The sequence below is a fragment of the Synoicihabitans lomoniglobus genome (assembly GCF_029023725.1).
In the GTDB taxonomy this organism is placed as follows: Bacteria; Verrucomicrobiota; Verrucomicrobiia; order Opitutales; family Opitutaceae; genus Actomonas; species Actomonas lomonigloba.
The window spans coordinates 4244853-4270566 of record NZ_CP119075.1 but is presented as its reverse complement, the minus strand read 5'-3'; the positions used below and the strand labels follow the sequence as shown (position 1 = coordinate 4270566).

The window sequence follows — 25714 nt, the reverse complement described above, 5'->3', positions numbered from 1 at the left end:
TTACCGGGGGCCCGAGGAGCGCACGACCTTATTGAATGCGGGCGGGGAGGGGACCCGTTTGCCGGCACCTTCGTCGAGGACGGATTTGGGCACGGCCTTGAGGCCCCAGATGAGCCCGGTCCATGACAACAGTTTCAGGCCGTAGTAGGTCGGATCGATTTCCCACCAGTAGAAGCCGTTGCGCGTCGCGCTTTGATAGCGGTGGTGGTTGTTGTGCCAGCCTTCGCCGAGGCAGATGAGGGACAGGAGGAAGCTGTTGCGGGAGTCGTCGTCGGTTTGAAAACGACGGCGGCCCATGATGTGGGCCATCGAGTTGATGCAGGACGTGCCGTGGAAGAGAGCGGTCGTGCTGATGAAAAATCCCCACACCAACAACTGCGGTCCCGACGTGCCCAGTCCGGGCGCGAACGATTGCAGCACCGCGCCGAGGGCATACATCGAGCCGGCGAAAAGGAGCGGGACCACGATGTCGAAGCGATTGAGCCACACCAGTTCCGGGTATTTGGCCAGATCCTTCACCTTGGAGTAGTCGGTGGGAAAATTGCGGCGACTCGTGATCCAGCCGATATGCGACCAAAGGAAGCCGTGCACATGCGGCGAGTGGGCATCCGTTTCCTCGTCGCTGTGTTGGTGATGATGCCGGTGATGATAAGCCCACCAGAGGGGACCGCGTTGCACAGTCGTCGCGCCCCAGAGCGCGAGCAGGAACTGGCCGGCGCGCGAAGTGGAGTAGGTTTTATGGGAGAAATACCGGTGATAAATTCCGGTCACGGCGAACATGCGTGCGAAGTAGAGCACGACGGCCAACCCGACCGCGAACGGGCTCCATCCGGTCCAGATGGCACCGAAGCATCCAAGGTGCAGAACCACGAACGGCGCGACCCGCACCCAATCCACGCGATCGGGTTCCTGACGCATTTTGGCGGCCCCTTCCGGGCAATAATCGGCATCGATCCATTGCACCAGGGCGGTGCGGAGGCGGTGGAGAAAAGAAGGTTTGGTGGCGGGCACGGTTGGTCGGAAACGGGATGAGGAGAGGGGTCAAGGAACGGGAAGGGTCCTTGGCTGCAAGTCTTTGCCGGGATTAACGTCGAAAAGCGGGCGACGGATTTAGTTTTCTCTGCCCACCGCGCGTCCTTGCCACCAGAGATGCGGCGCGGTTGGCTGCTGGACTATGGATACCCCCCCGGTTCCCCCTCCGCCCGTCGCGCCGGACGTCATGCCGGTGCAGAAGCGGGAGGTCTTTGGCTGGTGCTGTTTTGATTTCGCGAATTCGGCGTTCACCACGATCGTGATCACGGTGGTGGGACTGCCGTATTTCACCAGTGTGGTGGCGGGCGGAGACCCCCGGGCGGCGGGATGGTGGGGCACGGCGTTGAGCTTGTCGCAGATTCTGGTGATTTTCATGTCACCGCTGATCGGGGTGGTCGCGGATGTGCGAGCGCACAAAAAACGCTTTCTGCTCACGACCGCCGTAGTGTGCTCCGTCGCCACGGCCGCCCTGCTGTGGGTGGGGCCGGGACAAGTTTTTCTCATGTTGGCGATCGTCCTGGTGGCGAATGTGGCATTTTCGCTCAGTGAGAATATCTGCTCAGCCTTTCTCCCGGAAATCAGCACGGCGGAAAACGTGGGACGTATATCGGGCTATGGCTGGGCTTTCGGTTATTTTGGAGGACTGCTGAGCCTAGGTATCGCACTGGCGATCGTGACCAGCGGAGAAGGGCGGGCAGCGTGGACATTTTTAGCCACCGGCGGATTTTTTTTCCTGGCGAGTCTGCCCACGCTTTTACTGCTCAAGGAACGGGCGCGGCCCCGTAAGCTGATGGCGGGAGAAACGTATTGGAGCACGGCCTGGGCGCAATTTTCCCAGATGAAGCGGGAGCTGCCGCAGCTTGAAAAGCTGGTGCGATTTTTTATCGCGCTCACCTTTTACATCTCGGGGTTGATGGCAGTCGTCGCGTTCTCCGCCGGTTACGCGACCGAGGTCATCGGGATGGCTCAAAATCAGGTCATCGGGTTGTTCGCCGTGCTGCAGTTGGCGGGGGTGGCGGGCGCGTTTGGCTTTGGTTGGATTCAGGACCGCGTTGGACCTAAAACGCCGTTGGTCATCGCTTTGGTGCTCTGGGTCATGGCATGCGGCTGGGCCTCGGTGTGCAGTTCAGTGCGGGAGTTTTACGCCATTGGCGTCTTGGCGGGAGTGGGCCTGGGGTCTCTGCAATCGGCGAGTCGCGCGGTGGTGGCGACGTTGACCCCCCCGGGGCGGGCCGGGGAGTTTTTCGGCTACTGGGGATTCTTCGGTAAACTGGCCGGTGTGGTCGGGCCGTTGGTGTTTGGTTGGACCGTGGCGTGGCTCGGCTACCGGGAGGCGATTTTGTTCAATGCCGGCTTCTTTTTGATCGGTTTGGCGCTGTTGGCCCCCCTGTCGTTACGATCCGGTAAATCGGTAACAATTTCTTAACTACAGCCGGTTGGCACGCGGGTTGCATTGGCAGGGGTAGCGGACATCGTCTGCTTTGCTTTCTTAGAACCTCCCCCAAAAAAGGTTCTTTGATACGCTGCTGGGAGGCAGCCTGCACAATTTGGTCCATCGTTGGTTGCGAGTTTCATGGCGATGGATCGTTCCCTTTGGTCCCGCTTTAGCGGGATCAAAGCCATTCCAACTACTGTGCCGCGGCAACGCGGGAGGTATTGGAATGTTTAATACCAAATAGAAAACAACACGCCCGTCCCGTCGTTTATCGGGACATCCCTAAACATGAACGCAGTTAAGAAACTCGCTATCGTGCTCAGCCTCGGTGTTCTCGCCGGTTCCGCCTTCGCGGCAACCTCCGAGAAAGCCTACGTCTCCGCCTACAAGGACGCTCCGGGTAGCAAGCCGGTCCCCGTGAAGGTGGTGGCACCGAAGATCACGACCACGCCCGGGGCGGAAGTCGTGCTCGAGTTCACCGTGAACAAAGCGGGTGTGCCCAAGGCCATCACCGTCGCGTCGTCCAACGACGAGGCTCTGGCCGCCGCCGCGGTCGCAGCCGTGGCGGAATGGCGCTTCACGCCCGCCATGAAGGACGGCGAAACGGTTGAAACCAAGGTCAAGCTGCCGGTTCGCGCCGAGCTGCCGACCTTCAACAACGGTCGTTACGCCTTCGTCTACTGAGCGACGATAGTTCGCACCTGATAGAGAAAACAACCAGGGCCGTCTCCGCTTCATGCGGGGGCGGCCCTGTTTCGTTTTAAGATGCTGCAGAAGCGTCTTCGGTGCCGAGTTCCGGGGTCGGTGCCACCTGATGGATGCTGGTGGCCAGATGGCGACGGGCGCGGTTGATCTCGGGTTGTTCCCGTCGGGAAACGGCGAGCGCTTTTTCAATCCGCTTGAGACTCATGGCGGGTTCACCGATGTGACAAACGGGCTCGCCCGGTTTGACGGTGGGCAGAGTGGTCATGCCGAGCACGATGCCATCACAGGGGGAGCTGAGCACGTTGCGCTGCTCGCCCAGCAGCGTGAAATTAGACGCGAGGTCCTGCCCGGTGCGCACGATTTGTCCGGGCGCGACGTGGAAACGCAGGATGCCCCCGACCTTGGCGCGCAGCCAGCGGTTGCGGGTGATGCGTGTCTGGTAGGGCGGAGGGGTGACCTCGCCGCGCATCATGCCGAGATCGATCAAAACATTGCGCACCCCGCGCACCCCGAACTGCACCATGGCGGGCTCCATTTTCCACGGTTCGCCGGTTTCCACGCAAATGGTCGGACATCCGGCGGCCCCGGCTTCGCGGCGGAACGAGCCTTCGGGACCGTCTCCGTTCATGATGAGCTCGGCGCCGAACGCTTCGGCGAGCCGCTTGACCGCCGGGTCGGCGAGGCGGCCGCGGACGTTGGGATAGTTGGTGCGCTGAATGGCGGCGGTGTGGAGGTCGATGCCCAGATCGCAGTTTCGCACGACGTTTTCAAACAGCGTGTGCGCGATGCGGCTCGCCAGGCTGCCGGTGGGTGAGCCGGGGAAACTCCGGTTCAAGTCGCGGCGGTCGGGCAGGTAGCGTTCGTTGGCCTCGAACCCGAGCACGTTGCACACCGGCACGAGCACGAGGGTGCCGCGGACCAGTTCGAGATCCGGATCGCACAGGAGTTCGTGCACCACGCCCACGCCATTCAATTCATCGCCGTGAATCGCCGCGGTCACGAACACGGCGGGGCCGGGCTTTTTGGCGCGGATGACACGCAGGTGAATGGACACGTCGTCGCCGAAGTAGGTCTCGGAGACTTTGAGTCTGATCTCGGCCCGGGTGCCGGCGGCGATGGTTTGACCGCCGATGATGAGGGGCGGGCGTCGTTTGGACTTGGTCTGTTTCAAAATCGGGCGGGAGGCCGGAGATTATTTGGCCTCGGGGGACTCGCTTTTCTTTTTCTTCTTTTTGACGCCGGGACGGTCGGGGCGTTTTTGGGCCTGCAGATGGGGCACCATGTTTTGCAGCGCGGCTTTGAGCCCGTAGCACACCAACACATCACCGGCGAGAATCGGGCGATCGTTGCGGGGGTTGGGGATCACGGTGGAGCCGCGTTGAATGCTGAGCACGACGATGTCTTTCTCGCGCAAATTGGATTCCTTGACGGTCTTGCCCACGAGTTCGGAGTCCGGGCCGACGGGCAGCTCGGCGACTTGGTAGCCGCGGGCGAGGGTGAGGCGTTGGCGGATGTCGAACTCGGCGAAGCGCACGTGATCCTCGAGGTGCTTGATGATCTCGCCGGCGATATCGATGCCGGTGGCCGTCTCGATGCCTTCGAGGCCGGGCGAGGAGTTGACTTCCATGATCTGGGGGCCGTCGGCGCCTTCGAGCATGTCGACACCGGCGACGCGCAAGCCGAGAATATGGGCGGCGCGCACGGCGGTGGCTTCGTATTCGGGCGGCAGGGTGATGGCCTGGGTGGTGCCGCCGCGGTGGACGTTGCTGCGGAATTCGGTGCCCACCGCGCTGCGGCGCATGGCGGCGACCACACGATCGCCGATGACAAAGGCGCGGACGTCCTTGCCTTTGGATTCGGCGACAAATTTTTGGATGATCACCTGCTGCTTGGTGCTTTGCAGCGTCTCGATGATGGCCTCGGCGATCTTGGTCGAATCGGCGAGAATGACCCCGATGCCCTGGGTGCCTTCGAGGAGTTTGATGACGACCGGGGCGCCGCCGACTTGTTCGATGGCGGGCAGGATCTGTTTGCGGTCGCGCACGAACGCGGTGGCCGGCATGCCGAGTTTGTAGCGGCTGAGGATTTGGAGGGAGCGCAGTTTGTCGCGCGAAACGGTGATGGGATGGGAGCCGTTGAGCGTGAACACGCCCATTTGCTCAAACTGCCGCACCACGGCCGTGCCGTAGAATGTGACCGAGGCACCGATGCGGGGGATAACGGCGTCGTAGGAGCTGAGTTCCTTGTCGCCGTAGACGATGGTCGGGCCGAGCCGGTCGAGATGGATGCCCATCTTCATGACGTTGAGACCGATAATTTTGTGGCCGCGGGCGGTGGCGGCCTCCTTCAGACGGCGGGAGGAGTAGTTGTTGGGTTCGCGGGTGAGCAGGGCAATTTTCATGGGGAAAGGGGGGATTTGGGTTTGGTGCTGCGAGGTTTGGTGACGTAGGTGCGAGACACATCGACGAGGTAGCGGCGAGTAAGGGCGGAGCGGCCGATCAACATGCGGCACAACATGTTTTCCCGGCGCACGAGGGTAAATTCCGCCAGCCGTTTCAGGCCGCCCAGGGAGAGGGTCGTGGCAACGACGTAGCGTGTGTCGCGTTCGCCGTTGCTGGAACGAATGGTCGTGGTGCGCACGACGTCCGCGGTGATCCATTTACGACGGCGACGGTGTTTGTTGCTCAGGACCACGTCGAAGCGCACGCGCCCGTCGGGGAGGAGTTCGATTTGGTCCACATCAATGGCTGAAGTGCGGGCTCCGGTATCGATTTTGGCGCGCAGGGCGGGGATGTGCCAATCGGGCAGCGCGATGGATTCGCGCCATCCGACGGTGATTTTGGAAGACAGTGGCATCGGGGGGCCGTGGGAGAGCGACCGATTTCATGAAACGCGGAGGTTTGAGGCGAGGCAAGCGCGGTCGAGAGCTGTTTTAAACCGGCAACTGGCATCGATTCCGCTTGTGCGCAGGAAGACATCCTTATGCCGCTCAGCGAATTCATCGACTACCACATTCTGCTCAATATCGTGACGGTGCTGCTGGTGGCGGTGTTGGTGAGCACGATCGCGCGCCGCATCTTTGCGGTGCATTTAAAGAAGGCGATGAACAGTGAGCGGCGCACCGGCATCACGTTTCTGAGCAATGCGGTGAGGGCGACGATCATCATCATGGCGATGCTGGCGATCATCTACACGATCCCGTCGTTGCGGTCGTTGGCCGTGGGCGTTTTTGCGGGCGCGAGTGTGTTGGCGGCGTTTCTTGGTTTTGCTTCGCAGAAGGCGTTTTCCAACATCGTGAGCGGAGTGTTTATCGTGGTCTTCAAGCCGTTTCGGGTCGACGACATCATCAAGATCCGGGGTGAAATTGGGACGATCGAGGACATCACGCTGCGGCATACGGTCATCCGGGCGTTGGAAAACAAACGCTTGATTTACCCGAACTCGGTCATCGATTCGGAGCCGATCATCAACTGGACCATTCGCGACGAAAAGGCCCAGAAATTCATGTTCATCAGCATTGGGTTCGAAGCGGATCTGGATCAGGCGGTGACGATCATTCGCGAGGAGGCGACGAAACATCCGGATCTGTTGGATTTGCGCACGGATGCGGAAAAGTCCGATGGCAAGCCGCTGGTCGAAGTGCCGGTGCTCGATTTCAAGGACGCCTTGGTCAATTTTCGGGTGCCGCTATGGGCGCAGGATTTGCCGACCGCCATGAACATGACGTGGGATGTGCAGCGCGCCATCAAACTGCGCTTCGACCGCGAAGGCATTCCGATGGGACGGCCGTCGCAGGTTAATTACCGCGGATCCGATCTGGGGGCATCGGCCGGTGCGCCCGAGAAGCTCGTGCCTGCAGCGGACTGAGGCGGGTTTCCGGGCTGGCCTCGAATCGATTGATGGTTCACGTTGGCGGGTCCGATGCGTTCCGCCGTCATTTACATTGTCGCCGTGTTGGTCGCGAATCTGACCGCGACCTGGTTTCTGCACTTCCCGATTTTCGGGCAGGTCGCGGTGGGCACGTTCGTGTTTGGATTCACGTTCACCCAGCGTGATCGCATGCACGCGAAGGGCCGTCGTTTTGTCTACACGGTCATCGCGATCACGGCGGCACTGAGCGCGCTGCTCTCAGTGCTCGGGCAGGTGCCGCCGCGTATCATTCTCGCATCGGTCATTGCCATCGTGTTGGCCGAGACGGCGGATACGGAAGTCTATCAGCGTTTGCTCGCCAAGTCCTGGTGGCACCGCGTGCTGACATCGAACGCGGTGAGTATCCCGCTGGATTCGATCTTTTTCAACGTGGTCGCCTTCGCCGGCGTGGCGGGGTTTCCGCCCACCGTGATCCTTTCAATCATCTTTGGCGAAATCGTGGTGAAAACATTGGTCGGAGCGGTCTCCGCCTTTTGGCGCGGACGGGAGTCGGATCGCCCTGTCTCCGACCGCGCCTCGGCCTGAGGGTGTCAGCGTAATCCCGGAGGTTGGCCGAGTTTCCCCGGCGCAAGCCGACCCAGGCCGGCACCCAGTGTAACCATAATGGTTACACTTCCGCGCTTCACATCTGTGAGTCGGACGGCAGCGGTGCCGGACGCCGGGGGGGGCGGACCTGGCGAAATGCGGCGCTGGAGCGGATGAAGATGAGGCCGGCGAGGGCGGTGCCGATGCCGGCGACGATCACCGCGGGCCGCGGACCGAAACTGGCGGCGGCGGCCCCCACCGTGATGCTGCCGATGGGAAACATCCCCTGACCCATCGCAAACAAACCCATGACCCGACTGCGTTTGTCGTCGTCGACCTGGGATTGGACGAGGGTGTTGTTGCCCGCCATCGTGAGCACCGTGCCCCAGCCCGTGGCCGCTAAAAAGCAGAGTGCGATGGGCAAGGCGGGACTGAGGGCGAAACCGATCTGACCGATGGCGATGGCAAACGCCCCCCGCACAATCCAGTGGGCAATGCCATCGGGAGACGGCAATCGGGCCAGAATGATCGCACTCACCAAAGCCCCGGCACCCACGGCGGAAAACATGAAACCGAGCGTGGTGCTGTCGCCACCGTAAACATCGCGGGCGAATACCGGGGCAAGGGTGGAGCCGGCAAACCCTGTCATCGCCACCAGTGGCACCATAATCAAAGACGGACGCAGCAGCGGAGATTTGCTGGCATAAACAATACCGGCCCGCAGATCACTGAGCGGATGGCCGCGCTTGCGTTTGGACCGCCGGCCGCGTCGCACGACGCGCATGGCGAGAAGCGAGGTGAGGATGGCCGCGTAAGACGTCGCATCGAGCAGGTAGCAGACGCCGGGACCGGCGGTGGCGATGAGCACGCCGGCGATGCCCGGACCGATGAGACGCGCCGAGTTGAAGAGCGACGAATTGAGGGCGATGGCGTTGGGCAAGTCTGCCTTGCGATCGACGAGATCGACGATGAACGACTGCCGGGTGGGAAACTCCGCCGCGTTGATGAGTCCGCGGAAGGTCACCAACATGAGGAGTCGCGGCACGGTAATGGCATCGGTGAGCGTGAGAATGGCGAGCGTGGCGGCCTGCGCCGCGCACAGGATATTGAGCCACCACATGAGGCGCTGACGGGGAAGCCGGTCGCCGAGAATGCCCCCGAGCGGCGCGAGGAGCAGCACCGGGATCTGGTTGGCGAAGGGCAGGAAGCCGACCAGAAACGCATTGTTGGACAGTTCGTAGATCAACCAGGCCGACGTGGTGAGCGTCATCCAGTTGCCCAGCAAAGAAAACCCCTGGCCGGCAAAGAACAGCCGGTAGTTCCGAGAGTTGAGCGCGCGTAACGAGGTCGGGAAAGTCAAGTGGCAGGCGAAGGGGGAGCGTGAATGGTGCGCTGTTGGAAAAAATCCCCGCGCCCATCCTTATGGCACCATGCATGGGAATGGCAATCTCCCCGATGAAGTCGGTCCGGCGACAGCACAAAAAAACCCCGCCGGCGAACCGGCGGGGTGAGGAAGTGCAACCTAAGTTGAAGGGAGACTCGACTGCTTAGAAGCGCAGGCGGGCACCGATGTTCCAGTTCAGCTTTTGGCCGAAGAAGACTGCGGCCGATTGAGCGCTGTGCGATTGCACACCGGCGAGACCGGCGGGCAGGCCCTCGTATTGGCTGTTGTCGGAAGCGTCGGCGATGTAGGTTTCGTCCAGCACATTGAACACGTGAGCGAAGAGGCTCACATCGGCCGGTCCGAAGTCCATCGGCAGGTCGTAGTTCACGTGCAGGTCAAACACGGTGTAGCTCGGGATCTTCCAGGACTGTCCGCGATCGCTGGAATCGGTGCGCGTGAACACGTCCCAGTCGGCGTAGTAGTTGGAGTAGGAACGGCCCAGCAGCTTGATCGACAGACCGTCGGTCGGGAACACCGTGACGGCATAGGCGAGTTGGGTCTGCGGTTGGTCACCCACCTTGATACCGTCAAGATAGAGCTTGTCGCCGGTGCTCGGCAGCTCGGTGCGGGTGCTGATCGAGTATTGGGTGTAAGCCACGTCGCTGACGTAGGTCCAGTCGCCGAAGGAGGCGGCGGCATCGAAGCGGATCCAGTCATTGGCCTGATAGGCAGCTTCGATTTCGATACCGTTGTAGTCGGAGTTGATGCCGCGTTGGTAGGTGACGATGTCGGCCTGTTCGTCGACGTCGGTGCCGGTGAGGTCACGCCAGGTGGTGAAGTAGGCGTTGGCGGCGATCCAGAAGTTCTCGCTCGGAGTGGCCCAGCGAGCACCGATCTCGAAGGAGGTGTAGGTTTCGTTGGTCGGATCGGGCACGAGGTTACCGGTCACGTCGTCGATGGCACCGTCGAAGATCGGGGCGCGGTCAACCCAACCGGCGTTGACGAAGGCGGAGAACTGCTCGGTGAATTCGTAGCTGATACCACCCTTGATTTGGCTGCCATCGAGACCGTTGGCTTCGGCGTAGAGTTCCTGGCCACCACCGACGTCGGTGAAGTGATCGAGGTAGCTGTAGTCGATGCTGGAGTAGCCGATGGTGCCGAAGGCGTCGATCGGGCCGGACTTATATTTGCTGGTCACGAACAGACCGAGCCAATCGATGGTGTTGGTGTTGTAGTAAGCCAGCTTGTCGCCGAGACGCTTCTTTTGGGACTCCGGCGTGGTGTCGAAATCATTGCCGGTGTAGAGGTAGTAATCGCCGCCGAGCAAGTCGCGAACTTCACGATAGTGGTCGACCTCTGCCGTGCGCCAGTCGACACCCGCGTTCAGGGAGATCTCTTCGCTCACGTCATACGTGAGTTTGGAGATGATGCCGTAGGTGTTCTGTTCGTTGTTCGAGTTGCGCAGGATGCCGCGGGAGCCGATTTCGCCGTTGGCGTCAGGTGTTTGGGACTGATTGTCCGCGATGGTCGCGTTCCAGTCGTAGTTTTGCGAGTAGGGCGAATCGTAACCGTAGCGCTTGAGGCTGCCATAGGTGCCGGAGCCGCCGCCTTCACCACCGCTCCAGTAGAACACCGAGGCGAGTTTCATGGTGTCGGAAATCTCGGAGAACCAGTTCAGGTTGAACTGGGGCTTGTTGAAGTAGTTGACGCGCTCGTTCATGAAGTTCGCGTCGTAACGGTTGTTCAAGCCACCCCAGTAGAATTGCTGACCGGTGTAGGACGGGTTGACGGGGGCGGCGTTGGAATTGAAGTCAAAGCCGGCGTCGAGCGGACCCGAACCGTAGAAACGGGGGCTGCCGTGGTAGGCGTTGACGGCGGCGATTTGCGCGTCGGTGTAGCCGAGTTTTTTGGCTTCTTTGATGCTCCAGCTGGCGATGTTGGCGTCGAAACGCTGACCGTGCTGCTGAGGCGAGGCGATGCCGTAAAGCTCGAGGCGGTTGGTGTCGTTCACGAACCACGTGGCGCCGAGGTAGTAACCTTCGCCCTTGGTCCAGCCTTGGTCGAATTTGCCGTCACCTTCCTTGTGCAAGGCGGCGACGGTGAGCGCGAATTTGTCTTCGAGGATGCCGGTGTTGAACACGCCGGTGACCTTGTAGAAGGAATCGCTACCCGCTTCGAACTTCACGGAAGCGCCGCGCTCGGAGGCGGACGGATCGGTGATGATGTTCAACGTGCCACCGATGGACGGCATGGGGAGGGAGGTGTTGGAGAGGCCGCGCTGGAGCTGGATGCTCTGCGAAACGTCGCCGAGAGCGTCCCAGTTGGACCAGTAGAGCCAGCCGTTTTCCATGTCATTGGTGGGAACACCATTGATCATGATGGCGACATTGCGCTGGGAGAAGCCGCGCACGTTGACGCGGGCATCACCGGCACCACCACTGTCTTCCGTGGCATAGATGGAAGGCGCGCTGTTAAGCACCAGAGGGATGTCGCGTGAGCCGAGTTCCTTGGTGATTTTTTCTTTGTCAAACGACGTGAAGGCGACCGGCGTGGTGCCGAGAACCGCCTGATCGGCGAAGTCCGACATTTCCGTGACGACGAACGCGTCGAGTTGGACCGTCTCTTCCGACGTCGCCGTTTGGGCGAACGCTGGCGTCGCTGCGAGGGCAGCGGAAGCGGTGAGGGCCAAGGCCCGTTTATAGTAGTTCATGGTAGTTTGTGTTAGCTAGCACCCGCGGAGGATTCGGTTCGTGATAAGTCGGCCGGTCCACTGCGGGCGAAATCCGTGTTAAAGATTACCCTTTCGACGTGAGCTTCTAATCGGTCGCGGTCAAGGGAAGTTGAGGCCTGTTGCCGAGATGATCAGTATTCGTTTCACAAATGTTACACGTTATTAGGATGTGTTCTTATTTTGGGCGAAAATTGCCGTGGCTTGTAGGGTGATGCCCCGAGGGGGGCGGCTTCGTCGTCCAAGGAGTCGTGTCGTTGACGGTGGCGATCAACCAATCGAAATTCAGCGATATGGCACGCTTTGGCTCCGCAGACTGGTCCGTGGGATTGCAACGACTGATGTTGCCCGACGGCTGGCAAGCCGAGGCCATCACCGCCCTCGGCCAAGGTCGCGACGTGGTGGTGGATGCACCGACGGGAGCGGGCAAAACCTACGTGTTCGAATGTTGGGTGGAGCAGACGAGCTTTTCGATTCCGGCTATTTTCACGGTGCCGACGCGGGCGTTGGCCAACGACAAGTATGCGGAGTGGCGCGAACGCGGTTGGCGGGTCGGGATCGTGACGGGTGATGTTTCGATCGACCCGCAAGCACCGATCGTGGTCGCCACGCTCGAAGCCGTGCAACGCGACCTGACGGCTCCGCCGGACTCGACGGCGGAAGCACCGCGCCGGTTGTTGGTGGTGGATGAATACCAGTGGTTGTCCGACCCGGCGCGGGGCAATCACTACGAAGGTGTGCTCTTGGCCCTGCCGCCGACAGTGCAGCTGCTGATGTTGTCGGGGTCGGTGGGGAATCCGGTTGATGTAATGGATTGGTTGATACGCATGGGGCGCGATGCGGTGGTGGTGCGCACGGCGACACGGCCGGTGCCATTGGAGGAAGTCGATGCCGATGATCTCGTGCACGGTTTGCCCAAGGAAATCACTGGCTTTTGGTCGCGGCGATTGGCCGGGGCGCTGCGCGAAGGTTTAGGGCCGGTGTTGGTGTTTGCTCCGCACCGCCGTGACGCGGAACGGTTGGCCCGGCAATTCGCCCGCGAAATGCCGCTGTCCGAGCCGCTGACCCTCACCACAGCGCAAGAACAGGCGGCGGGGCCGCATCTGGCCAAGTTGTTGCGGCAGCGCATCGCGTATCATCACAGCGGATTGTCCTACGGTCAGCGGGCGGGGGTGGTGGAACCACTGGCCAAGGCCGGACAGTTGCGGGCGGTTGTGGCGACACTGGGACTGAGTGCCGGGATCAATTTTTCACTGCGCTCCGTGATGCTGACGGCCGACAAATACCGGGTGGGGGTGATGGAAAAACCCATCGCGCCGCACGAGTTGCTGCAGATGATCGGCCGGGCGGGGCGGCGCGGATTGGATGAAGTCGGTTACATGCTCGTGAGCAGCCGCACGCCGCGATTGAGCCGGGCGGCATCGCAGCGGCTCAAGCGAGCGTTGCCGCTGCCGTGGACCTTCTGGCTGCGTCGGCTCCAGGTGGGGGACGACGCGGCGACGGCGGCGGTGGCGTGGGGCACGCGCTTTTTTACCAAGGACGCCATCGCGTTGGGGCACGAAGCCACCGCATTGCTGGATTCGGCGACGATTCCGTGTGGCCAGAAAACGGATACGGGTCGGGCGCGAGTGGTGCGGCGCAAGCGCAATCCCCACCGGGCCTGCCGCAGCTGCGCGTGGCGGGACGATTGTCGACGGTTGTCGCCTGAGCCGACTTTGCTCTGGTCGTTGCAGCGGCTCGGGGTGCTGGACCGGGAACTGCGACTGACGGCCCGCGGGGCGATCGTGGCGGGTTTCAGTGGTCCGGAAGGGCTGGTGTTGGCGGCGGCGTTGGAAGATGCCCGTTATCCGCTCGACGATCTGCTCTTCGACATGGGCAACTTGTTTGGCGGCGAACGGTTCTGCGGGGATGACCCGCGGCGATTGGGGCGACTGGTGCAGGTGGCGGAGAAGGCATATCACCGCTTCACTTTCGACGGGTTTTTGGAGGAAGGCGTGCCTCCGAGTTACGGCGCGGGGGCCGATGAAGTGTTGCGCGCGTTGACGCAGCGCACCGCGCGGGCTCCGGCATTGATTGCCAATTTGGAGCAGGCGGGACGGGGCGACGTGGACCGTTTGATGACGGAGTGGCGCTCGCTGCTGCGACAGGTTGCCCACGCCGCTCCGATCGAAGCCGACGGCCTCACGGCGCGGGAGCTGAAGCTGGCGGAACGGTGGGATGTGTTTCGCGCCCTTTGTCGCTCAACGGTGGAATCCCAGATCGATGCGACCCTCCCCCGGGTGCCGATGCTCACCGCGGAGCAACGTCGACCGGTGGAGCATCGCTTCAGTCATGTGGTGCGGCGTCAACCGCCCGCCATGGCGTAGACCACGGTGGTTGCCAATAGCGCGAAGACGAAATAGAATGTGCCCGCCATGAGAAAGAACGCGGTGCGCCATAGCGTGCCCCAGATGCCTCGTTTGAACACGCGGTGAAACATCCAGGGGAGGAACGCGAAGGTGTAGAGTCCGGCGAGGGCGGACACGATCGCGGCCAACGGGGTGGCGACGAGTCCGAGCAGTCGGGACCAACCTTCCTCGACCAGGCTAAAGGCGAAGTAGAAGGAACCCAGATGTAGCGCGACGACGAGGTGCTCGAGATAGGTGCGTCGAGCACTGCGAAAGAGGATCCGAGTCAACAGCGCGAAGACCGGTAGCGAAAAGAATATGACGTTGGCCGCGTGGCGCAGGAGAAAGTCGACGAAGTCCTGGGGGTGGGAGAATCGGACTCTCAAGTTATCCAAGATTTCCAGAAACCGTTTTTCTTCCGCGGTGACTTCTTCGGCATTGGCCAGGGCCTTCAGGCTCTGGCCATCCCGTAGTCCTTTGATGAAATCCGTGCCGCCGTATTGTTCGACTTCGGGGATGTCAGCCAGGACCGTTTCGGCTGCAGCCACATCCGCCGGGTTCGGGTCGATTTCGAAGGCGGGCAGATGGATGTTGGTGCGCAGCGGCAACGTTAAAAAAAACAGCAGCGATACGAACAGATAGAAACGCAGCGGCGGCACTTGGGCGGCGCGTTTGCCGACGAGAAATGCCTCCGTCAGGCGGCCCGGTTTGAACAACAGCGAAACCACGCTTTGGCTGAAACGTCCGTCGAGGTGCACGAGGTGCTCGAGGGTCTCGATCACCATGTGCCAGAATCCACGGCGGAAGTTGAACTCTCGCTGGCCGCATTCGTGGCACCAGTGCCCCTGCAGTTTTGTGCCGCAATTCAGGCAGTGCCCAGGCAGTGGAGGAGGACTTTCGCTGTCGGAGCGGGGCATGATGGCGGAAACCCTGAGCAGGAATCGTGCACTTGAGAAGCGCGAACCGGCGCGCCGGGTGAGCGTTCATCGGCGGTGGCGTTGACGGCGCGACGGGTCCGGTTCAAGGTAAAGGCGTATGGCAAATTTTTTCCAAGTCTGGCGGCGAGGGTTGCGGTTGGTGGTCGCGATAGGTGCCGGGGCGGTCGCCGGGTCGGCGGCGGGCGTGGAGATCGGTTGGGATCGGTTGGCCGGATTTGATTTTGAGGCCCCGGCTTATGAACCGGGTCAGGACGACGGTGACATCAAAGCGCAAAGCGTGCGGCAGATTCCGGCGGAGATCGCCCAACTGGACGGGCAAAATGTGTCGGTCACCGGCTTCATGTTGCCCGTGCGACTCAAGGAAGGCTTGGTCACGGAGTTTTTGTTAGTGAGCGATCCGATGGTGTGTTGCTACGGCGCCGTGCCCAAGGTCAACGAGTGGATCACGGTGCGGTTGGCCGATGGGATTGAGCCGCTGATGGATGTGCCGCTCGCCTTCGCGGGGGTGTTGCGGGTCGGGCCGGTGTTGGACAACGGCTACCTCACCACCATTTATGAGATGGATGACGCGGGACCGGTGAAGCGCTGATCGTCGCCATTCTGCCGCGCCCTCGCGGTGGCCGTTTTACCGCGAAATATCCCCCTGGGTGAGCACGCGGAAACCGCAGTTGTTGAGGGCTTGAGCGGCGACATCGGGGTCCTCCACGTTGATGGCGAGGGCGGTTTTGTCGCTCGGTCGCATGAGAAAACTGTAGACGTAGTGGATGTTGATTTCGGCCTCCAGCAGTGCGCCCAGCACGTCTTTGATGCGGTGCTCACCGGCAATTTCGATCGCGATCACGCTGGTCTCGGTGAAAGGGAAGTCATTGTTGATCATCAACTCCCGGGCCAAATCGGGATCATCGACAATCACCCGCAGGATGGCACTGTCGGTGGTGTCGAGCACCGTCAACGCCACCATGTGCACGTTGTGCGACTGCAGCACGGAGCTGAGATCATAGAGTCGGCCGACCCGATTCTCGGCAAAGACCGAAAACTGTTTCACAGGATCGAGAGCGAGCGCGGTGGCAAAGTCCGGCATGGTGGGGTCGGAGCGTGAGGCCACACGTGGGCGCGGTCAACCTGAGGCTTACGTAAACCTGATGCCCCCTATTACCCTGACGACGAGTTAACGGAGTGAACGCAATTCCGATTTACTCGTCACGGGATGGGCCTCAGTTCTTTTGCATATGAGCACGCGCAACCCCGCCGAGCCGCTGAGCAGCAACAAGGGCCTTCTGAAATGGGTCGATAAAATGGTGGCGCTTTGTAAGCCCGCCGCGATCCATTGGGTCGATGGTTCGCCGGAGGAGTATGACTCCCTCTGCGCGTCCATGGTGGAGGGGGGCACGTTTCAAAAACTCAATGAAGAGCTGTGGCCGGGTTGCTTCTATGCCCGCTCCGATCCCAACGATGTCGCCCGCGTGGAGGACCGCACGTTCATCTGCTCGCTTTCGAAGGACGCCGCCGGTCCCACCAACAACTGGGAGGACCCCTTCGTCATGCGCCGTAAATTGAAGAAACTCTTCAACGGCTGCATGGCGGGACGCACCCTATATGTGCTGCCGTTCAGCATGGGCCCCGTCGGTTCGCCCATGTCGCAGCTCGGCGTCGAACTCACCGACTCCCCTTACGTGGTGGTCAACATGCGCATCATGGCTCGCATCGGGGCACCGGTGTTTGCCGAAATCGATAAAGGCGAAAAGCGCGTCGTGCCGTGCGTGCATTCCGTGGGCGCTCCGCTCGCTGACGGTCAGGCCGATGTGGCGTGGCCGTGCAACGATGAGAAATACATCGTTCACTTTCCCGAAACCCGTGAAATCTGGTCCTATGGTTCTGGATACGGCGGCAACGCGTTGTTGGGCAAAAAGTGTTTCGCCCTGCGCATTGCTTCCAACATGGCGCGTGACGAAGGCTGGATGGCCGAGCACATGCTGATTCTCGGTGTCGAGGATCCGACCGGGGAAAAAACCTACGTCGCGGCGGCGTTCCCGAGCGCTTGCGGCAAGACCAACTTTGCCATGCTCATCCCGCCCGAGCCGTTCGCCGAAAAGGGCTGGAAGGTCAGCACGGTCGGCGACGATATCGCCTGGGTAAAGCCCGACGCCTCCGGCCATCTGCGGGCGATCAATCCCGAGGCTGGTTTCTTCGGCGTCGCGCCCGGCACGTCGGAAAAGACCAATCCCAACGCGATGAAGTCTCTCGCGAAAAACACCATTTTCACCAACGTGGCGCTCACACCCGAAGGGGGCGTTTGGTGGGAGGGTATGACCGATGAGCCGCCCGCTCAACTCACCGATTGGCGGGGCAACCCCTGGACGCCGGCCAGCGAAAAACCGGCGGCGCATCCCAACTCTCGTTTCACCGCGCCCGCCTCGCAGTGCCCGACGATCGACTCCGCCTGGGAAGATCCGGCGGGCGTGCCGATTTCGGCCTTCATCTTCGGTGGCCGGCGCGCCACCACCATGCCGTTGATCCACCAAGCGTTCAACTGGTCGGGTGGCGTCTATATTGGCGCAACCATGGGTTCGGAGATGACCGCCGCCGCCGCCGGCACGATCGGCAAAGTGCGGCGCGACCCCATGGCGATGTTGCCCTTCTGCGGCTACAACATGGGCGACTATTTCCGCCACTGGTTGAAGATGCAGCGTTCGCTCGCCGAGACCCCGCGCGTATTCAGCGTGAACTGGTTCCGCAAAGACGAGAACGGCAAGTTCATCTGGCCGGGCTTCAGCGAAAACATGCGCGTATTGTGTTGGATCGTGGACCGCGTGCGCGGCCGCACCGCCCCGCTCGAGACGCCGCTAGGTTGGCAACCCCGCTACGACGATATCGATTGGACCGGCCTCGATTTTCCCCGCGAAAAATTCGAGGAGTTGCAACGCGTCGATCACGCGGCGTGGCGGCAGGAAATCATGGGGCACGAGGAATTGTTCCTCAACCTCCACGCCCATCTCCCCAAGGAGATGATTTACGAGCGCGAACTCCTGATTTGTCGGTTGTGACCCGACCTCGCCCCGGGGCCGTTTACCACGGCCACTGGGGCCAGTGCGGCCACGGCGCGACATAGAGAAACAGCCCCAACATCACCACGGCGCAGGCCAGTCGACCCGCCGTGGAGAGCACGAAACCGAACGCGGCCCCGAAGCCGGCGCGCAACGAATCCCGATGGGTGCGCTTCGCGGCGTAGCGCTCCGCCACCACCGCGCCAAAAATGGTGCCGAGCAGGAGGGCGGGCAGAGAGAAAAACATGCCGACGAACGCGCCGCCGCTGGCTCCCGCCATGCCCCATTTGGTGCCGCCAAAGAGTCGCGTCCCGAGCAGGACGCCCAGGAAATCAACCACCACGGAAGCGAACCAGGCCACCGCGATCCAGCCAATCATACTCCATGACATGGAATCGGGCAGCAGGAGCTTATGAACGACGAAGCCCAAAAGCATAAGCGTCGTGCCCGGCACCAACGGCACGATCACGCCGACGAAACCGACAAAGGCTAAAAAAAGTGTGAGCGTCCAAACGGCGATCTCCATACGCCCCAATACACGCTCACCCGGCGATTTGTTGCAACTCGGACGATCCGGCACCGTCGCCCCACTTCTTTTCGCTTTCCGTCCCCGTTCTTCCTTTGTGCCCGCGCGCTCAAGCCCGGCGGTCACCGCGCCCTGAAAGTTCCTATTACGAACTTTTGGGGCCCGAGGGTGGCGACGATGCAGTCGGGGCGGAAGGGTTAGGCGGGTTCGGGTGGGGTGAAACCGCGACGCAGGACGTTTTCGGAGATCGCCCGCGGGTTAAGGAAGTTTTCCAGATAACCTTTGCCGCCGGCCTTGGTGCCGCCGCCGCTCATGCGATAACCGCCGAAGGGTTGGCGTTCGACGATGGCCCCGGTGATCGGGCGATTGAGGTAGAGGTTGCCGACTTCCATTTCGCGTTGGGCACGCGCCAATGCCGCGGGGCTGCGGGAGAACAGACCGCCGGTCAGTGCGTAGTCGGTGTCGTTGGCGATGGCAAAGGCCGTGTCCAAATCCCGGGCGCGAATGATGGTCACGACAGGGCCGAATATCTCTTCGCGGGCGATGGCGTGGTCGGGTTTTACATCGGTGAACACGGTCGGGGGCACGAACCAGCCTTCGGCGGGTGAATCGCCCTGAAACGCCAGCGTGGCTTCACTGCGCCCGGTGGCGATCAGGCCTTCGATTTTGGCCTTGGCTTCGGCGTCGATCACGGGACCCACGATGGTGCCGGGATCGGCGGGGTTGCCCACGTGCAGACTGGGGCAGGCGGCGGTGAAGCGTTCAACGAAGGTGTCGTAAACCGCGTCGAGCACGATCAGGCGGGAGAGGGCGGAGCACTTTTGTCCGCTGAATCCGAAAGCTGAATACAGTGCGGCGGGAATGGCTTCATCGAGATCGGCGTCGTTGTCGATGATGAGGGCGTTTTTGCCCCCCATTTCGCACACGACTTTCTTGAGATGGCGTTGGTCGGGCCACGCGTGCCCGGCGGTTTCCCAGATGGCAGTGCCGACGGTGCGCGAACCGGTGAAGGCGATGAACGCGATGTCCGGGTGCGCGACGAGGTGGGCGCCGACGTCCTCGCCGAAGCCGGGGAGGAAATTGACCACGCCTGACGGTAGTCCGGCTTCGACCAACAAATCGAAGAGGGTGGCGGCAATGACCGTCGTCTGTTCGGCCGGCTTCATGATCACGCAATTGCCCGCGACCAGGGGCGCGACGGTGAGTCCGCACAGGATCGCGAGGGGGAAGTTCCATGGGGCGATGGCGACGCCAATGCCGCGGGGAATCCATTGGAGGGTGTTGCGTTCGCCGGGCACGATTTGGCTGAGACGTGGCCTGGCGAGCTCGCGCATTTCCTGGGCGTAAAACCGGCAGAAATCGATGGCTTCGGAGACATCGCCATCGGCTTCGGGCCAGGGCTTGCCAGCCTCGAGGATGATCAACGCCGACAAGTCATGGCGGCGGGCGACCATCAAATCGGCGGTGCGTTCAAGGATGTCGGCCCGGGCGGCGGGCGCGGTGTCACGCCACGCGGGGAAGGCGGTTTTGGCGGCGGCGATGGCGGTATCGGCGTCGGCGGGTGTGGCGCGGCCCCAACGGCCGATCACTTCGCGAGGTTGAGCGGGATTGGTCGAGGTTATCCATGCCGCGGGTTTGAGCGCTTTACCCGCGATAACGGGCGGGTGGTCGCGCCCGAGTTTTTGGCGGACGCGGTCGAGGGCGGCGGCGAGTTCCGCCCGCGCCGGGGCGAGGGAAAAATCGGTGTTGGGAACATTGTGAAATCCTTGGGATTTGGGATTCTGGATATTGAATGGTGGCGGGTGTGGCGCGGCCAGGAGCTCGTCGTAGGACACTTCGCCGGAGGCGGCGGTGCGCAGGAACCCTTCGTTGCTGGTATTCTCCAGGAGGCGGCGCACGAGGTAGGCCATGCCGGGCAACAACTCGCCGACGGGACAGTATTCGCGGACGCGGTGGCCGGTGGCGGCGAGGGCGGCCTTGAGGTCGTCGGCCATGCCGAAGAGCGCTTGAAACTCGTAGGCGCGGGGATCGAGTCCGAGGGCTTCGGCCTGGGCAATGGCGTGGGCGCAGGAGCGCACGTTGTGAGAAGCGAACGCCGATGTGACGAGGTCCGCGTTTTTGAGCAACGTGAAGGTGAGACGCTCGAACGAAGCGTCGCTCTCCGCTTTGTGCGACCAGACGGGAATGGGCCAGTCACGTTGTTGAGCGATAATGGTTTCATAGTCCCAGTAGGCGCCTTTGACGAGACGCACGGTGATGGGGCGGTGGCGCTCGCGCACCCACGCAATGAGCGCGTCCAAGTCGGCCTCGGCCGAACGCAGGTAAGCCTGCAACGCGATGCCCATGGCGGGCTGGGAGGCGAATTCGTCTTCTTCGAGAATGGAGCGAAAAAGGGCGAAGGTCAGGTCCTTCAACTTGTAGCTCTCCATGTCGAAATTGATGAACGCGCCGACTTCGATGGCGCGACGCAGGATCGGCCGGAGCCGCGTTTTGAGCGACGTGATGCTGGTGGCTGGATCGGCGGGATTCACATCGGGAGTGAGGGCCGACATTTTCACCGACAAATTGAGGCGGGGCAGGGGGCCGACCGGACCGAGGTCGCCGGCACAAGGTTCGGATTCACGGGCGAGGGCGGCGGACACGATGTCGAGCACCTCGAGATTGCGTTGGAGAAAGACGTCGGCCTCGGCTTCGCTGACGACGGTTTCACCGAGCAAGTCGATCGTGGTGGCGATACCGCGTCGGGCGTTGTCGCGGAGACGCTTGACCAGATCGGTCGGGGTTTCGCCCGCGACGAATTGCCGCGCCATGTCGGTGACCTGGGCTTTGACCGGTTTGGCGACGAGGGCGGGGGCGAAGGAGGCGGCGCCCAAACCGGCTTTGAGCGCGGGGTTGAGCATGACGGCTTGATCACCGAGATACTCTTGGAGGTGGCGGACGATTTCCGCCGATGAGTGCAAGCTGGGAAGCACGTCGACGAAGCGAAACAGCTGAGCTTTAAACGCGGGGTCCTTCATCGACCACGCCATCAGACGGGCATAGGCCCCGGATTTGGAGAGCAGTCCCGGGGCGGGGTGGGCGGCCATGCGCTCGAGGAGATCGCGGCCGATACGGTGGACGACCGGTTCGAGGTTTGCGGGAGCCGCCGACGGATTGGAGTTTTGCATGGCCCGGATTACACCGGTTTGCCTGCGGGGGAAAGACGGCAATCAAGCGGAACGAAAGACAATGGGCGACGCTGAGGTAAGTTGCTGGCGTGGAAGCGTTTCTTTTGCGCTCGTCGACTGGATCGTTCCGATTTACGTTTTTCTGCAACTGCGCGCCGTCCTGCGGTGTTCTCGGTATGAACGATGAAGCTTCAGTCCACTCAGATCCTGCGGGGAACATGACCCCGCCCGACTTCACGACGTTTATGCGCAACTACCAAGACATGGTTTATTCGACCGCCGTCCGCTTGCTGGGAAATGACGCCCAGGCGGAGGATATCTCGCAGGAAGTTTTTCTAAAGGCTTACGAGCGGTTCGACGATCTCGGCACCAGCCCCACTGCGGGCGGCTGGCTTAAGACTGTGACCACCAATCTCTCCATCAATCACCTGCAACGTTACCGGAAGCGCTGGCGCTTCTTCTCCGACCTCGTCCACCGGGACGACGATGGGCAGGACAGCGAGCCGGTGGAGTTTGCCGCGCCGGATGGTGATTTCCTGGCCGACCTCAACCAAGGCGATCGTCGCGAGTGGGTGGAGCGCGCGTTGGAGGAATTGCCCGAACATCAGCGCGTGCCGCTGGTGCTCTTTCACTTTGAAGACATGCCTTACGATGAGATCGCCCGCCAGCTGCGGGTGTCCTTGTCGAAGGTCAAAACCGATATACTCCGCGGTCGGACCGCGCTCGCGCAGGTGCTCATGCGCAGCGGCACCGAACACGAAACCCTCACCGCTCAAACCTGATACCGTCATGGCCCGTCTCACTCCCGAACAACTCGAACAGAAGCTCAATGCGGTGTTGCGCAACCAACCCCCGCGCCGGGCTCCCATGTCTCTCGAAGCCCGTGTGCTCGGCGAGATCGCGCGTCGGCAGGCATTGCCCTGGTGGCACAAGAGCTACGCCTACTGGCCCGCGCCGATGCGGGTGGCCTTTATCGTGATCGGCGTCGCGTTGATGGCGGCGGCGTTGCTCGGCTCGGTGCAACTGGCCGGGCTGGTGAGCGCGCAGGCGATCGGCGATTTCTTCCGCCCCGCGACCGACGCCTGGGCAACGCTGCGCACCGCGGGCGCCGCCATGGTGACCTTGGTTCGCGGTCACGTGCCCCAATTTTCCACGCACTGGTTCTATGTCGCCCTCGCGGTGATAGGGGCCGCCTACGCGATGATGCTCGGACTCGGGGCCACGGCTTATCGCGTGTTTTGGAGTCCCTCGCGCTAATTTTATCAGCCCCTTTATTTTACAATGAAACTGACTCGAATCCTCACCTCGCTCGCGGGCGGTGGCCTGGCCTTGGCCCTCACCTTGGCGCTGGTCACATCCGCGCAGGAACCGCCGCCCAATCCCCCGACGCCGGAAGATCCCGCGACGCCGGCGGAACAGGCGACGCCACCCCCGACGCCGACCCCGCCGGAGACGGTTGAACCGGCAGACAGCTCGGAACTGCGTGAACTGGGTGCTGTGACCGATGACGACGAGGCGATCGTGATGACCGAGCGTGCAGCGCGACGGGAACGTTTTCGCAGTGCACGGGAGCGCGTCCAGATCGGCTCCGACGTGTTGCTCGAACGCGGGCAGGTCGCGACCGAAGCCGTGGCGATCATGGGCAACAACGTGATCGACGGCGAAGTGCGCAACGACGCGGTGGCGGTGATGGGTGACATCACGGTGAATGGATATGTCGGCGGCGGGGCTGTGGCGGTGTTGGGCAACGGCACGGTCAACGGTCAGGTCGACGGTGATTTGGTGGTTGTCCTGGGCAAGGTGACGCTCGGTCCGGAAGCGTGGGTGCAAGGTGAAGTCGTTTCGATTGGCAGCAAGGTATCCCGGGCACCCGGGGCGCGGGTGGGCGGCGGGACGCAGGAAATAGCGCTGCTGGGAAATACGGATATCAATGTCGACTGGCTGAAGGCCTGGATTCGCCACTGTTTGTTGATGGGGCGACCACTCTGGTTTGGCGAACACCTGGGTTGGGCTTGGATGGTCGCGGGCACCGCGCTGGTGCTTTACATGTTCATCGCGTTGATCATGCCGGGGGCGGTCAACCGCTGCGCGAGCACGTTTGAAGCACGACCGGGGCTATCGGTCGTGGCGGCGATCCTGACCGTGTTGATCACGCCGCTCGCGTTTATCGTGCTGTCGTTCACGGTGCTGGGCGCGTTTCTGCTGATTTTCCTGATGTTTTTCGTATCGATCTTCGGCAAAGTGGTGTTCCTCGCGTGGCTGGGACGACGCTTTGCCAGCAAGCCGATCACGATGGCTCCGGTGCTCGCGGTGTTGCTGGGTGGGTTGCTTACCACGGTCATTTACCTGATTCCGATCGCGGGTTTTGCGTTCCAGAAATTGGCGGGATTCCTCGGCACGGGCGTGGTGGTTTACACGGTCATCCTGGCCATGCAATCGGGCCGTGGGAAAGCGTCCCCGAGCGGCACGTCTTCACCTGCACCGACGCCGACGGGCTCGTCCGCCGGGACGGCCGCGAGCGCTGCTTCGAATGTCACGGCGGGATCGGTGTCGACCGAGCGCCCGATCGGCGAACCGCCGCCATTGGACCCCTCCGGCGCGACCGCCCCGGCGGAACCGCCACCGCCGTTGTCGGCGGCGGCGACGCCCCCTCGTTCTGGAAAAGTGCGGGACCTCTCCACCTTGCCGCGCGCAGGGTTTTGGGCGCGGCTTGGCGCGACGTTGCTCGATGTCATCCTCGTGGCCATTGTGGTCAACATGCTCGATTCGAGCTTCCTCGATGTGGATGACATGTTCCCGTTGATCGCCGCCGTTTACTTCATCGTGTTGTGGGCGCTGAAGGGCACCACGATCGGCGGGATTGTTTTTGGCCTGAAAGTCGTGCGCCTGGATGATCGGCCGGTGGATTGGTCGGTCGCGATCGTGCGCGGACTCGGCGCGTTTCTGTCACTCTTCGCCATCGGGTTGGGCTTCATTTGGGTCGCGTTCGATCCGGAGCGCCAATCCTGGCACGATAAAATCGCGGGCACGACCATTGTGCACATGCCCAAAGGCGTTTCGCTCATCTGATCGGTGGGTGACGCTGCAACCGTTAATATTAAACCAAGGAGAAATCGAGTTATGAGAACCCTGTTCACCTTCATGCTTTGGTGTGTGTTGTTTGTCCTGTGTTGGCCGATTGCGTTTCTGGCGCTGATGCTTTATCCCGTGGTCTGGTTGGTGTTGCTGCCGTTTCGACTGGTGGGAGTCGTGGTCACGGGAGTGTTTCGCTTCCTCGAGGCGCTGCTCACGCTGCCAGCCCGTTTGCTGGGATGGCGCCCGGCCGCAACGTGAGTTGAGCTGAAAAAAGCTGACAGCAGATCACTCGCCGCTGATAGCTCCTTCATGGCCAAGCCACTGGTAGGAATCATCATGGGCAGCACGTCCGATTGGGAGACGATGCAGCACGCCACGCAGACGCTCAGCGATCTGGGGGTGCCGTTTGAAAAACACGTCGTCAGCGCGCACCGCACCCCGGATCGCATGTATGACTATGCGCGAACCGCCGAGGAGCGGGGGCTCAAGGTTATCATCGCGGGAGCGGGGGGCGCGGCTCACCTGCCGGGAATGACGGCGGCACTCACGCCCTTGCCCGTGCTGGGCGTGCCGGTGGAATCGCGCACCCTCAAGGGCCAGGATTCACTGCTTTCAATCGTGCAAATGCCCGGGGGCGTGCCGGTCGCGACGTTTGCGATCGGTAAAGCCGGAGCGAAAAACGCGGCGCTGTTCGCGGCGGCCATGCTCGCGACGACCAGTAAGCGCATCAAAAAGGCATTGGATGCGTTTCGGGCGGAGCAAACCGCCACGGTCCTGCAGGCCAAGTTGCCCGAGTAAATCGGCACGATGTCGGAACAGATCGCGGGATCTTTCCGCT

At 61.9% G+C, this 25714-nt stretch carries 22 protein-coding genes; 12 read left to right on the top strand and 10 right to left on the bottom strand.

Features of this window, described 5'->3' with window-relative positions; genetic code table 11:
* Nucleotides 1–918, bottom strand: a complete 918-nt coding sequence (locus PXH66_RS16515; RefSeq protein ID WP_345781742.1) for an acyl-CoA desaturase — start codon at nucleotides 916–918, stop codon at nucleotides 1–3.
* Between the two features lie 256 nt (nucleotides 919–1174).
* Between PXH66_RS16515 and PXH66_RS16510 the strand changes: the two genes are divergently transcribed.
* Both PXH66_RS16510 and PXH66_RS16505 read left to right on the top strand, forming a co-directional pair.
* Nucleotides 1175–2458: an MFS transporter gene (locus PXH66_RS16510; protein ID WP_330930648.1), complete on the top strand. Its 1284-nt coding sequence runs from the start codon at nucleotides 1175–1177 to the stop codon at nucleotides 2456–2458.
* Nucleotides 2459–2755: 297 nt separating this feature from the next.
* The gene (locus PXH66_RS16505; RefSeq protein ID WP_330930647.1) at nucleotides 2756–3151 is read left to right on the top strand and encodes a TonB family protein; all 396 of its coding nucleotides are present in this window, start codon (nucleotides 2756–2758) and stop codon (nucleotides 3149–3151) included.
* A 76-nt stretch (nucleotides 3152–3227) separates the two neighbouring features.
* On the opposite strand, the gene PXH66_RS16500 is transcribed toward PXH66_RS16505, so the two are convergent.
* Genes PXH66_RS16500 through PXH66_RS16490 form a run of 3 tightly spaced genes read right to left on the bottom strand, consistent with a single transcriptional unit; the run spans nucleotide 3228 to nucleotide 6028 of the window.
* The gene (locus tag PXH66_RS16500; RefSeq protein ID WP_330930646.1) at nucleotides 3228–4343 is read right to left on the bottom strand and encodes a succinylglutamate desuccinylase/aspartoacylase family protein; all 1116 of its coding nucleotides are present in this window, start codon (nucleotides 4341–4343) and stop codon (nucleotides 3228–3230) included.
* 21 nt (nucleotides 4344–4364) lie between these two features.
* Entirely contained in the window at nucleotides 4365–5573 is a 1209-nt protein-coding gene (locus PXH66_RS16495; RefSeq protein WP_330930645.1) for a RimK family alpha-L-glutamate ligase, read from the bottom strand.
* Complete coding sequence (locus PXH66_RS16490) at nucleotides 5570–6028, bottom strand: ATP-dependent zinc protease family protein (RefSeq protein WP_330930644.1); 459 nt, start codon at nucleotides 6026–6028, stop codon at nucleotides 5570–5572. The genes PXH66_RS16495 and PXH66_RS16490 overlap by 4 nt, the downstream gene beginning before the upstream one ends.
* Before the next feature lie 126 nt (nucleotides 6029–6154).
* Between PXH66_RS16490 and PXH66_RS16485 the strand changes: the two genes are divergently transcribed.
* Nucleotides 6155–7039, top strand: a complete 885-nt coding sequence (locus tag PXH66_RS16485; RefSeq protein ID WP_330930643.1) for a mechanosensitive ion channel family protein — start codon at nucleotides 6155–6157, stop codon at nucleotides 7037–7039.
* Nucleotides 7040–7093: 54 nt separating this feature from the next.
* On the top strand, nucleotides 7094–7627 hold the full coding sequence (locus PXH66_RS16480; RefSeq protein ID WP_330930642.1) for a VUT family protein: 534 nt from the start codon (nucleotides 7094–7096) through the stop codon (nucleotides 7625–7627).
* A 97-nt stretch (nucleotides 7628–7724) separates the two neighbouring features.
* On the opposite strand, the gene PXH66_RS16475 is transcribed toward PXH66_RS16480, so the two are convergent.
* On the bottom strand, nucleotides 7725–8987 hold the full coding sequence (locus PXH66_RS16475) for an MFS transporter (protein WP_330930641.1): 1263 nt from the start codon (nucleotides 8985–8987) through the stop codon (nucleotides 7725–7727).
* Between the two features lie 187 nt (nucleotides 8988–9174).
* On the bottom strand, nucleotides 9175–11721 hold the full coding sequence (locus tag PXH66_RS16470; RefSeq protein ID WP_330930640.1) for a TonB-dependent receptor: 2547 nt from the start codon (nucleotides 11719–11721) through the stop codon (nucleotides 9175–9177).
* Nucleotides 11722–11990: 269 nt separating this feature from the next.
* Here PXH66_RS16470 and PXH66_RS16465 point away from each other — a divergent pair, with 269 nt between their 5' ends.
* The gene (locus tag PXH66_RS16465) at nucleotides 11991–14105 is read left to right on the top strand and encodes a DEAD/DEAH box helicase (protein ID WP_330930639.1); all 2115 of its coding nucleotides are present in this window, start codon (nucleotides 11991–11993) and stop codon (nucleotides 14103–14105) included.
* Here the strand turns inward: PXH66_RS16465 and PXH66_RS16460 are convergent.
* Nucleotides 14084–15043: a DUF3667 domain-containing protein gene (locus PXH66_RS16460; protein WP_330930638.1), complete on the bottom strand. Its 960-nt coding sequence runs from the start codon at nucleotides 15041–15043 to the stop codon at nucleotides 14084–14086. The genes PXH66_RS16465 and PXH66_RS16460 overlap by 22 nt on opposite strands.
* Nucleotides 15044–15161: 118 nt before the next feature.
* Here PXH66_RS16460 and PXH66_RS16455 point away from each other — a divergent pair, with 118 nt between their 5' ends.
* Nucleotides 15162–15653: a DUF3299 domain-containing protein gene (locus PXH66_RS16455; protein WP_330930637.1), complete on the top strand. Its 492-nt coding sequence runs from the start codon at nucleotides 15162–15164 to the stop codon at nucleotides 15651–15653.
* A gap of 36 nt (nucleotides 15654–15689) precedes the next feature.
* On the opposite strand, the gene PXH66_RS16450 is transcribed toward PXH66_RS16455, so the two are convergent.
* The gene (locus PXH66_RS16450; RefSeq protein WP_330930636.1) at nucleotides 15690–16169 is read right to left on the bottom strand and encodes an acetolactate synthase; all 480 of its coding nucleotides are present in this window, start codon (nucleotides 16167–16169) and stop codon (nucleotides 15690–15692) included.
* A gap of 124 nt (nucleotides 16170–16293) precedes the next feature.
* Here PXH66_RS16450 and PXH66_RS16445 point away from each other — a divergent pair, with 124 nt between their 5' ends.
* A complete protein-coding gene (locus PXH66_RS16445) occupies nucleotides 16294–18108 on the top strand; it encodes a phosphoenolpyruvate carboxykinase (GTP) (RefSeq protein WP_330930635.1) in 1815 nt (604 codons plus the stop codon).
* A 22-nt stretch (nucleotides 18109–18130) separates the two neighbouring features.
* On the opposite strand, the gene PXH66_RS16440 is transcribed toward PXH66_RS16445, so the two are convergent.
* Complete coding sequence (locus PXH66_RS16440; protein WP_330930634.1) at nucleotides 18131–18634, bottom strand: DUF456 domain-containing protein; 504 nt, start codon at nucleotides 18632–18634, stop codon at nucleotides 18131–18133.
* Between the two features lie 197 nt (nucleotides 18635–18831).
* A complete protein-coding gene (gene pruA / locus PXH66_RS16435) occupies nucleotides 18832–21801 on the bottom strand; it encodes an L-glutamate gamma-semialdehyde dehydrogenase (RefSeq protein ID WP_330930633.1) in 2970 nt (989 codons plus the stop codon).
* A gap of 218 nt (nucleotides 21802–22019) precedes the next feature.
* On the opposite strand from pruA, the gene PXH66_RS16430 reads away from it, so the two are divergent.
* The 5 genes from PXH66_RS16430 to purE are packed head-to-tail and all read left to right on the top strand — an operon-like array spanning nucleotide 22020 to nucleotide 25674.
* The gene (locus PXH66_RS16430; protein WP_330930632.1) at nucleotides 22020–22583 is read left to right on the top strand and encodes an RNA polymerase sigma factor; all 564 of its coding nucleotides are present in this window, start codon (nucleotides 22020–22022) and stop codon (nucleotides 22581–22583) included.
* Between the two features lie 7 nt (nucleotides 22584–22590).
* Entirely contained in the window at nucleotides 22591–23058 is a 468-nt protein-coding gene (locus PXH66_RS16425) for a hypothetical protein (RefSeq protein ID WP_330930631.1), read from the top strand.
* A 24-nt stretch (nucleotides 23059–23082) separates the two neighbouring features.
* The gene (locus tag PXH66_RS16420) at nucleotides 23083–24870 is read left to right on the top strand and encodes an RDD family protein (RefSeq protein ID WP_330930630.1); all 1788 of its coding nucleotides are present in this window, start codon (nucleotides 23083–23085) and stop codon (nucleotides 24868–24870) included.
* A 51-nt stretch (nucleotides 24871–24921) separates the two neighbouring features.
* Nucleotides 24922–25134: a hypothetical protein gene (locus PXH66_RS16415; RefSeq protein WP_330930629.1), complete on the top strand. Its 213-nt coding sequence runs from the start codon at nucleotides 24922–24924 to the stop codon at nucleotides 25132–25134.
* A 51-nt stretch (nucleotides 25135–25185) separates the two neighbouring features.
* Complete coding sequence (purE, locus tag PXH66_RS16410; RefSeq protein WP_330930628.1) at nucleotides 25186–25674, top strand: 5-(carboxyamino)imidazole ribonucleotide mutase; 489 nt, start codon at nucleotides 25186–25188, stop codon at nucleotides 25672–25674.
* Nucleotides 25675–25714 lie beyond the last annotated feature (40 nt).

What these genes read in the sequence shown, in the direction of transcription:
- PXH66_RS16515 (WP_345781742.1), bottom strand. Translation starts at nt 918, where the DNA reads ATGCGTCAGGAACCCGATCGCGTGGATTGGGTGCGGGTCGCGCCGTTC.
- PXH66_RS16510 (WP_330930648.1), top strand. Translation starts at nt 1,175, where the DNA reads ATGGATACCCCCCCGGTTCCCCCTCCGCCCGTCGCGCCGGACGTCATG.
- PXH66_RS16505 (WP_330930647.1), top strand. Translation starts at nt 2,756, where the DNA reads ATGAACGCAGTTAAGAAACTCGCTATCGTGCTCAGCCTCGGTGTTCTC.
- PXH66_RS16495 (WP_330930645.1), bottom strand. Translation starts at nt 5,573, where the DNA reads ATGAAAATTGCCCTGCTCACCCGCGAACCCAACAACTACTCCTCCCGC.
- PXH66_RS16490 (WP_330930644.1), bottom strand. Translation starts at nt 6,028, where the DNA reads ATGCCACTGTCTTCCAAAATCACCGTCGGATGGCGCGAATCCATCGCG.
- PXH66_RS16485 (WP_330930643.1), top strand. Translation starts at nt 6,155, where the DNA reads ATGCCGCTCAGCGAATTCATCGACTACCACATTCTGCTCAATATCGTG.
- PXH66_RS16480 (WP_330930642.1), top strand. Translation starts at nt 7,094, where the DNA reads ATGCGTTCCGCCGTCATTTACATTGTCGCCGTGTTGGTCGCGAATCTG.
- PXH66_RS16470 (WP_330930640.1), bottom strand. Translation starts at nt 11,721, where the DNA reads ATGAACTACTATAAACGGGCCTTGGCCCTCACCGCTTCCGCTGCCCTC.
- PXH66_RS16460 (WP_330930638.1), bottom strand. Translation starts at nt 15,043, where the DNA reads ATGCCCCGCTCCGACAGCGAAAGTCCTCCTCCACTGCCTGGGCACTGC.
- PXH66_RS16455 (WP_330930637.1), top strand. Translation starts at nt 15,162, where the DNA reads ATGGCAAATTTTTTCCAAGTCTGGCGGCGAGGGTTGCGGTTGGTGGTC.
- PXH66_RS16445 (WP_330930635.1), top strand. Translation starts at nt 16,294, where the DNA reads ATGAGCACGCGCAACCCCGCCGAGCCGCTGAGCAGCAACAAGGGCCTT.
- PXH66_RS16440 (WP_330930634.1), bottom strand. Translation starts at nt 18,634, where the DNA reads ATGGAGATCGCCGTTTGGACGCTCACACTTTTTTTAGCCTTTGTCGGT.
- pruA (WP_330930633.1), bottom strand. Translation starts at nt 21,801, where the DNA reads ATGCAAAACTCCAATCCGTCGGCGGCTCCCGCAAACCTCGAACCGGTC.
- PXH66_RS16430 (WP_330930632.1), top strand. Translation starts at nt 22,020, where the DNA reads ATGACCCCGCCCGACTTCACGACGTTTATGCGCAACTACCAAGACATG.
- PXH66_RS16425 (WP_330930631.1), top strand. Translation starts at nt 22,591, where the DNA reads ATGGCCCGTCTCACTCCCGAACAACTCGAACAGAAGCTCAATGCGGTG.
- PXH66_RS16420 (WP_330930630.1), top strand. Translation starts at nt 23,083, where the DNA reads ATGAAACTGACTCGAATCCTCACCTCGCTCGCGGGCGGTGGCCTGGCC.
- PXH66_RS16415 (WP_330930629.1), top strand. Translation starts at nt 24,922, where the DNA reads ATGAGAACCCTGTTCACCTTCATGCTTTGGTGTGTGTTGTTTGTCCTG.
- purE (WP_330930628.1), top strand. Translation starts at nt 25,186, where the DNA reads ATGGCCAAGCCACTGGTAGGAATCATCATGGGCAGCACGTCCGATTGG.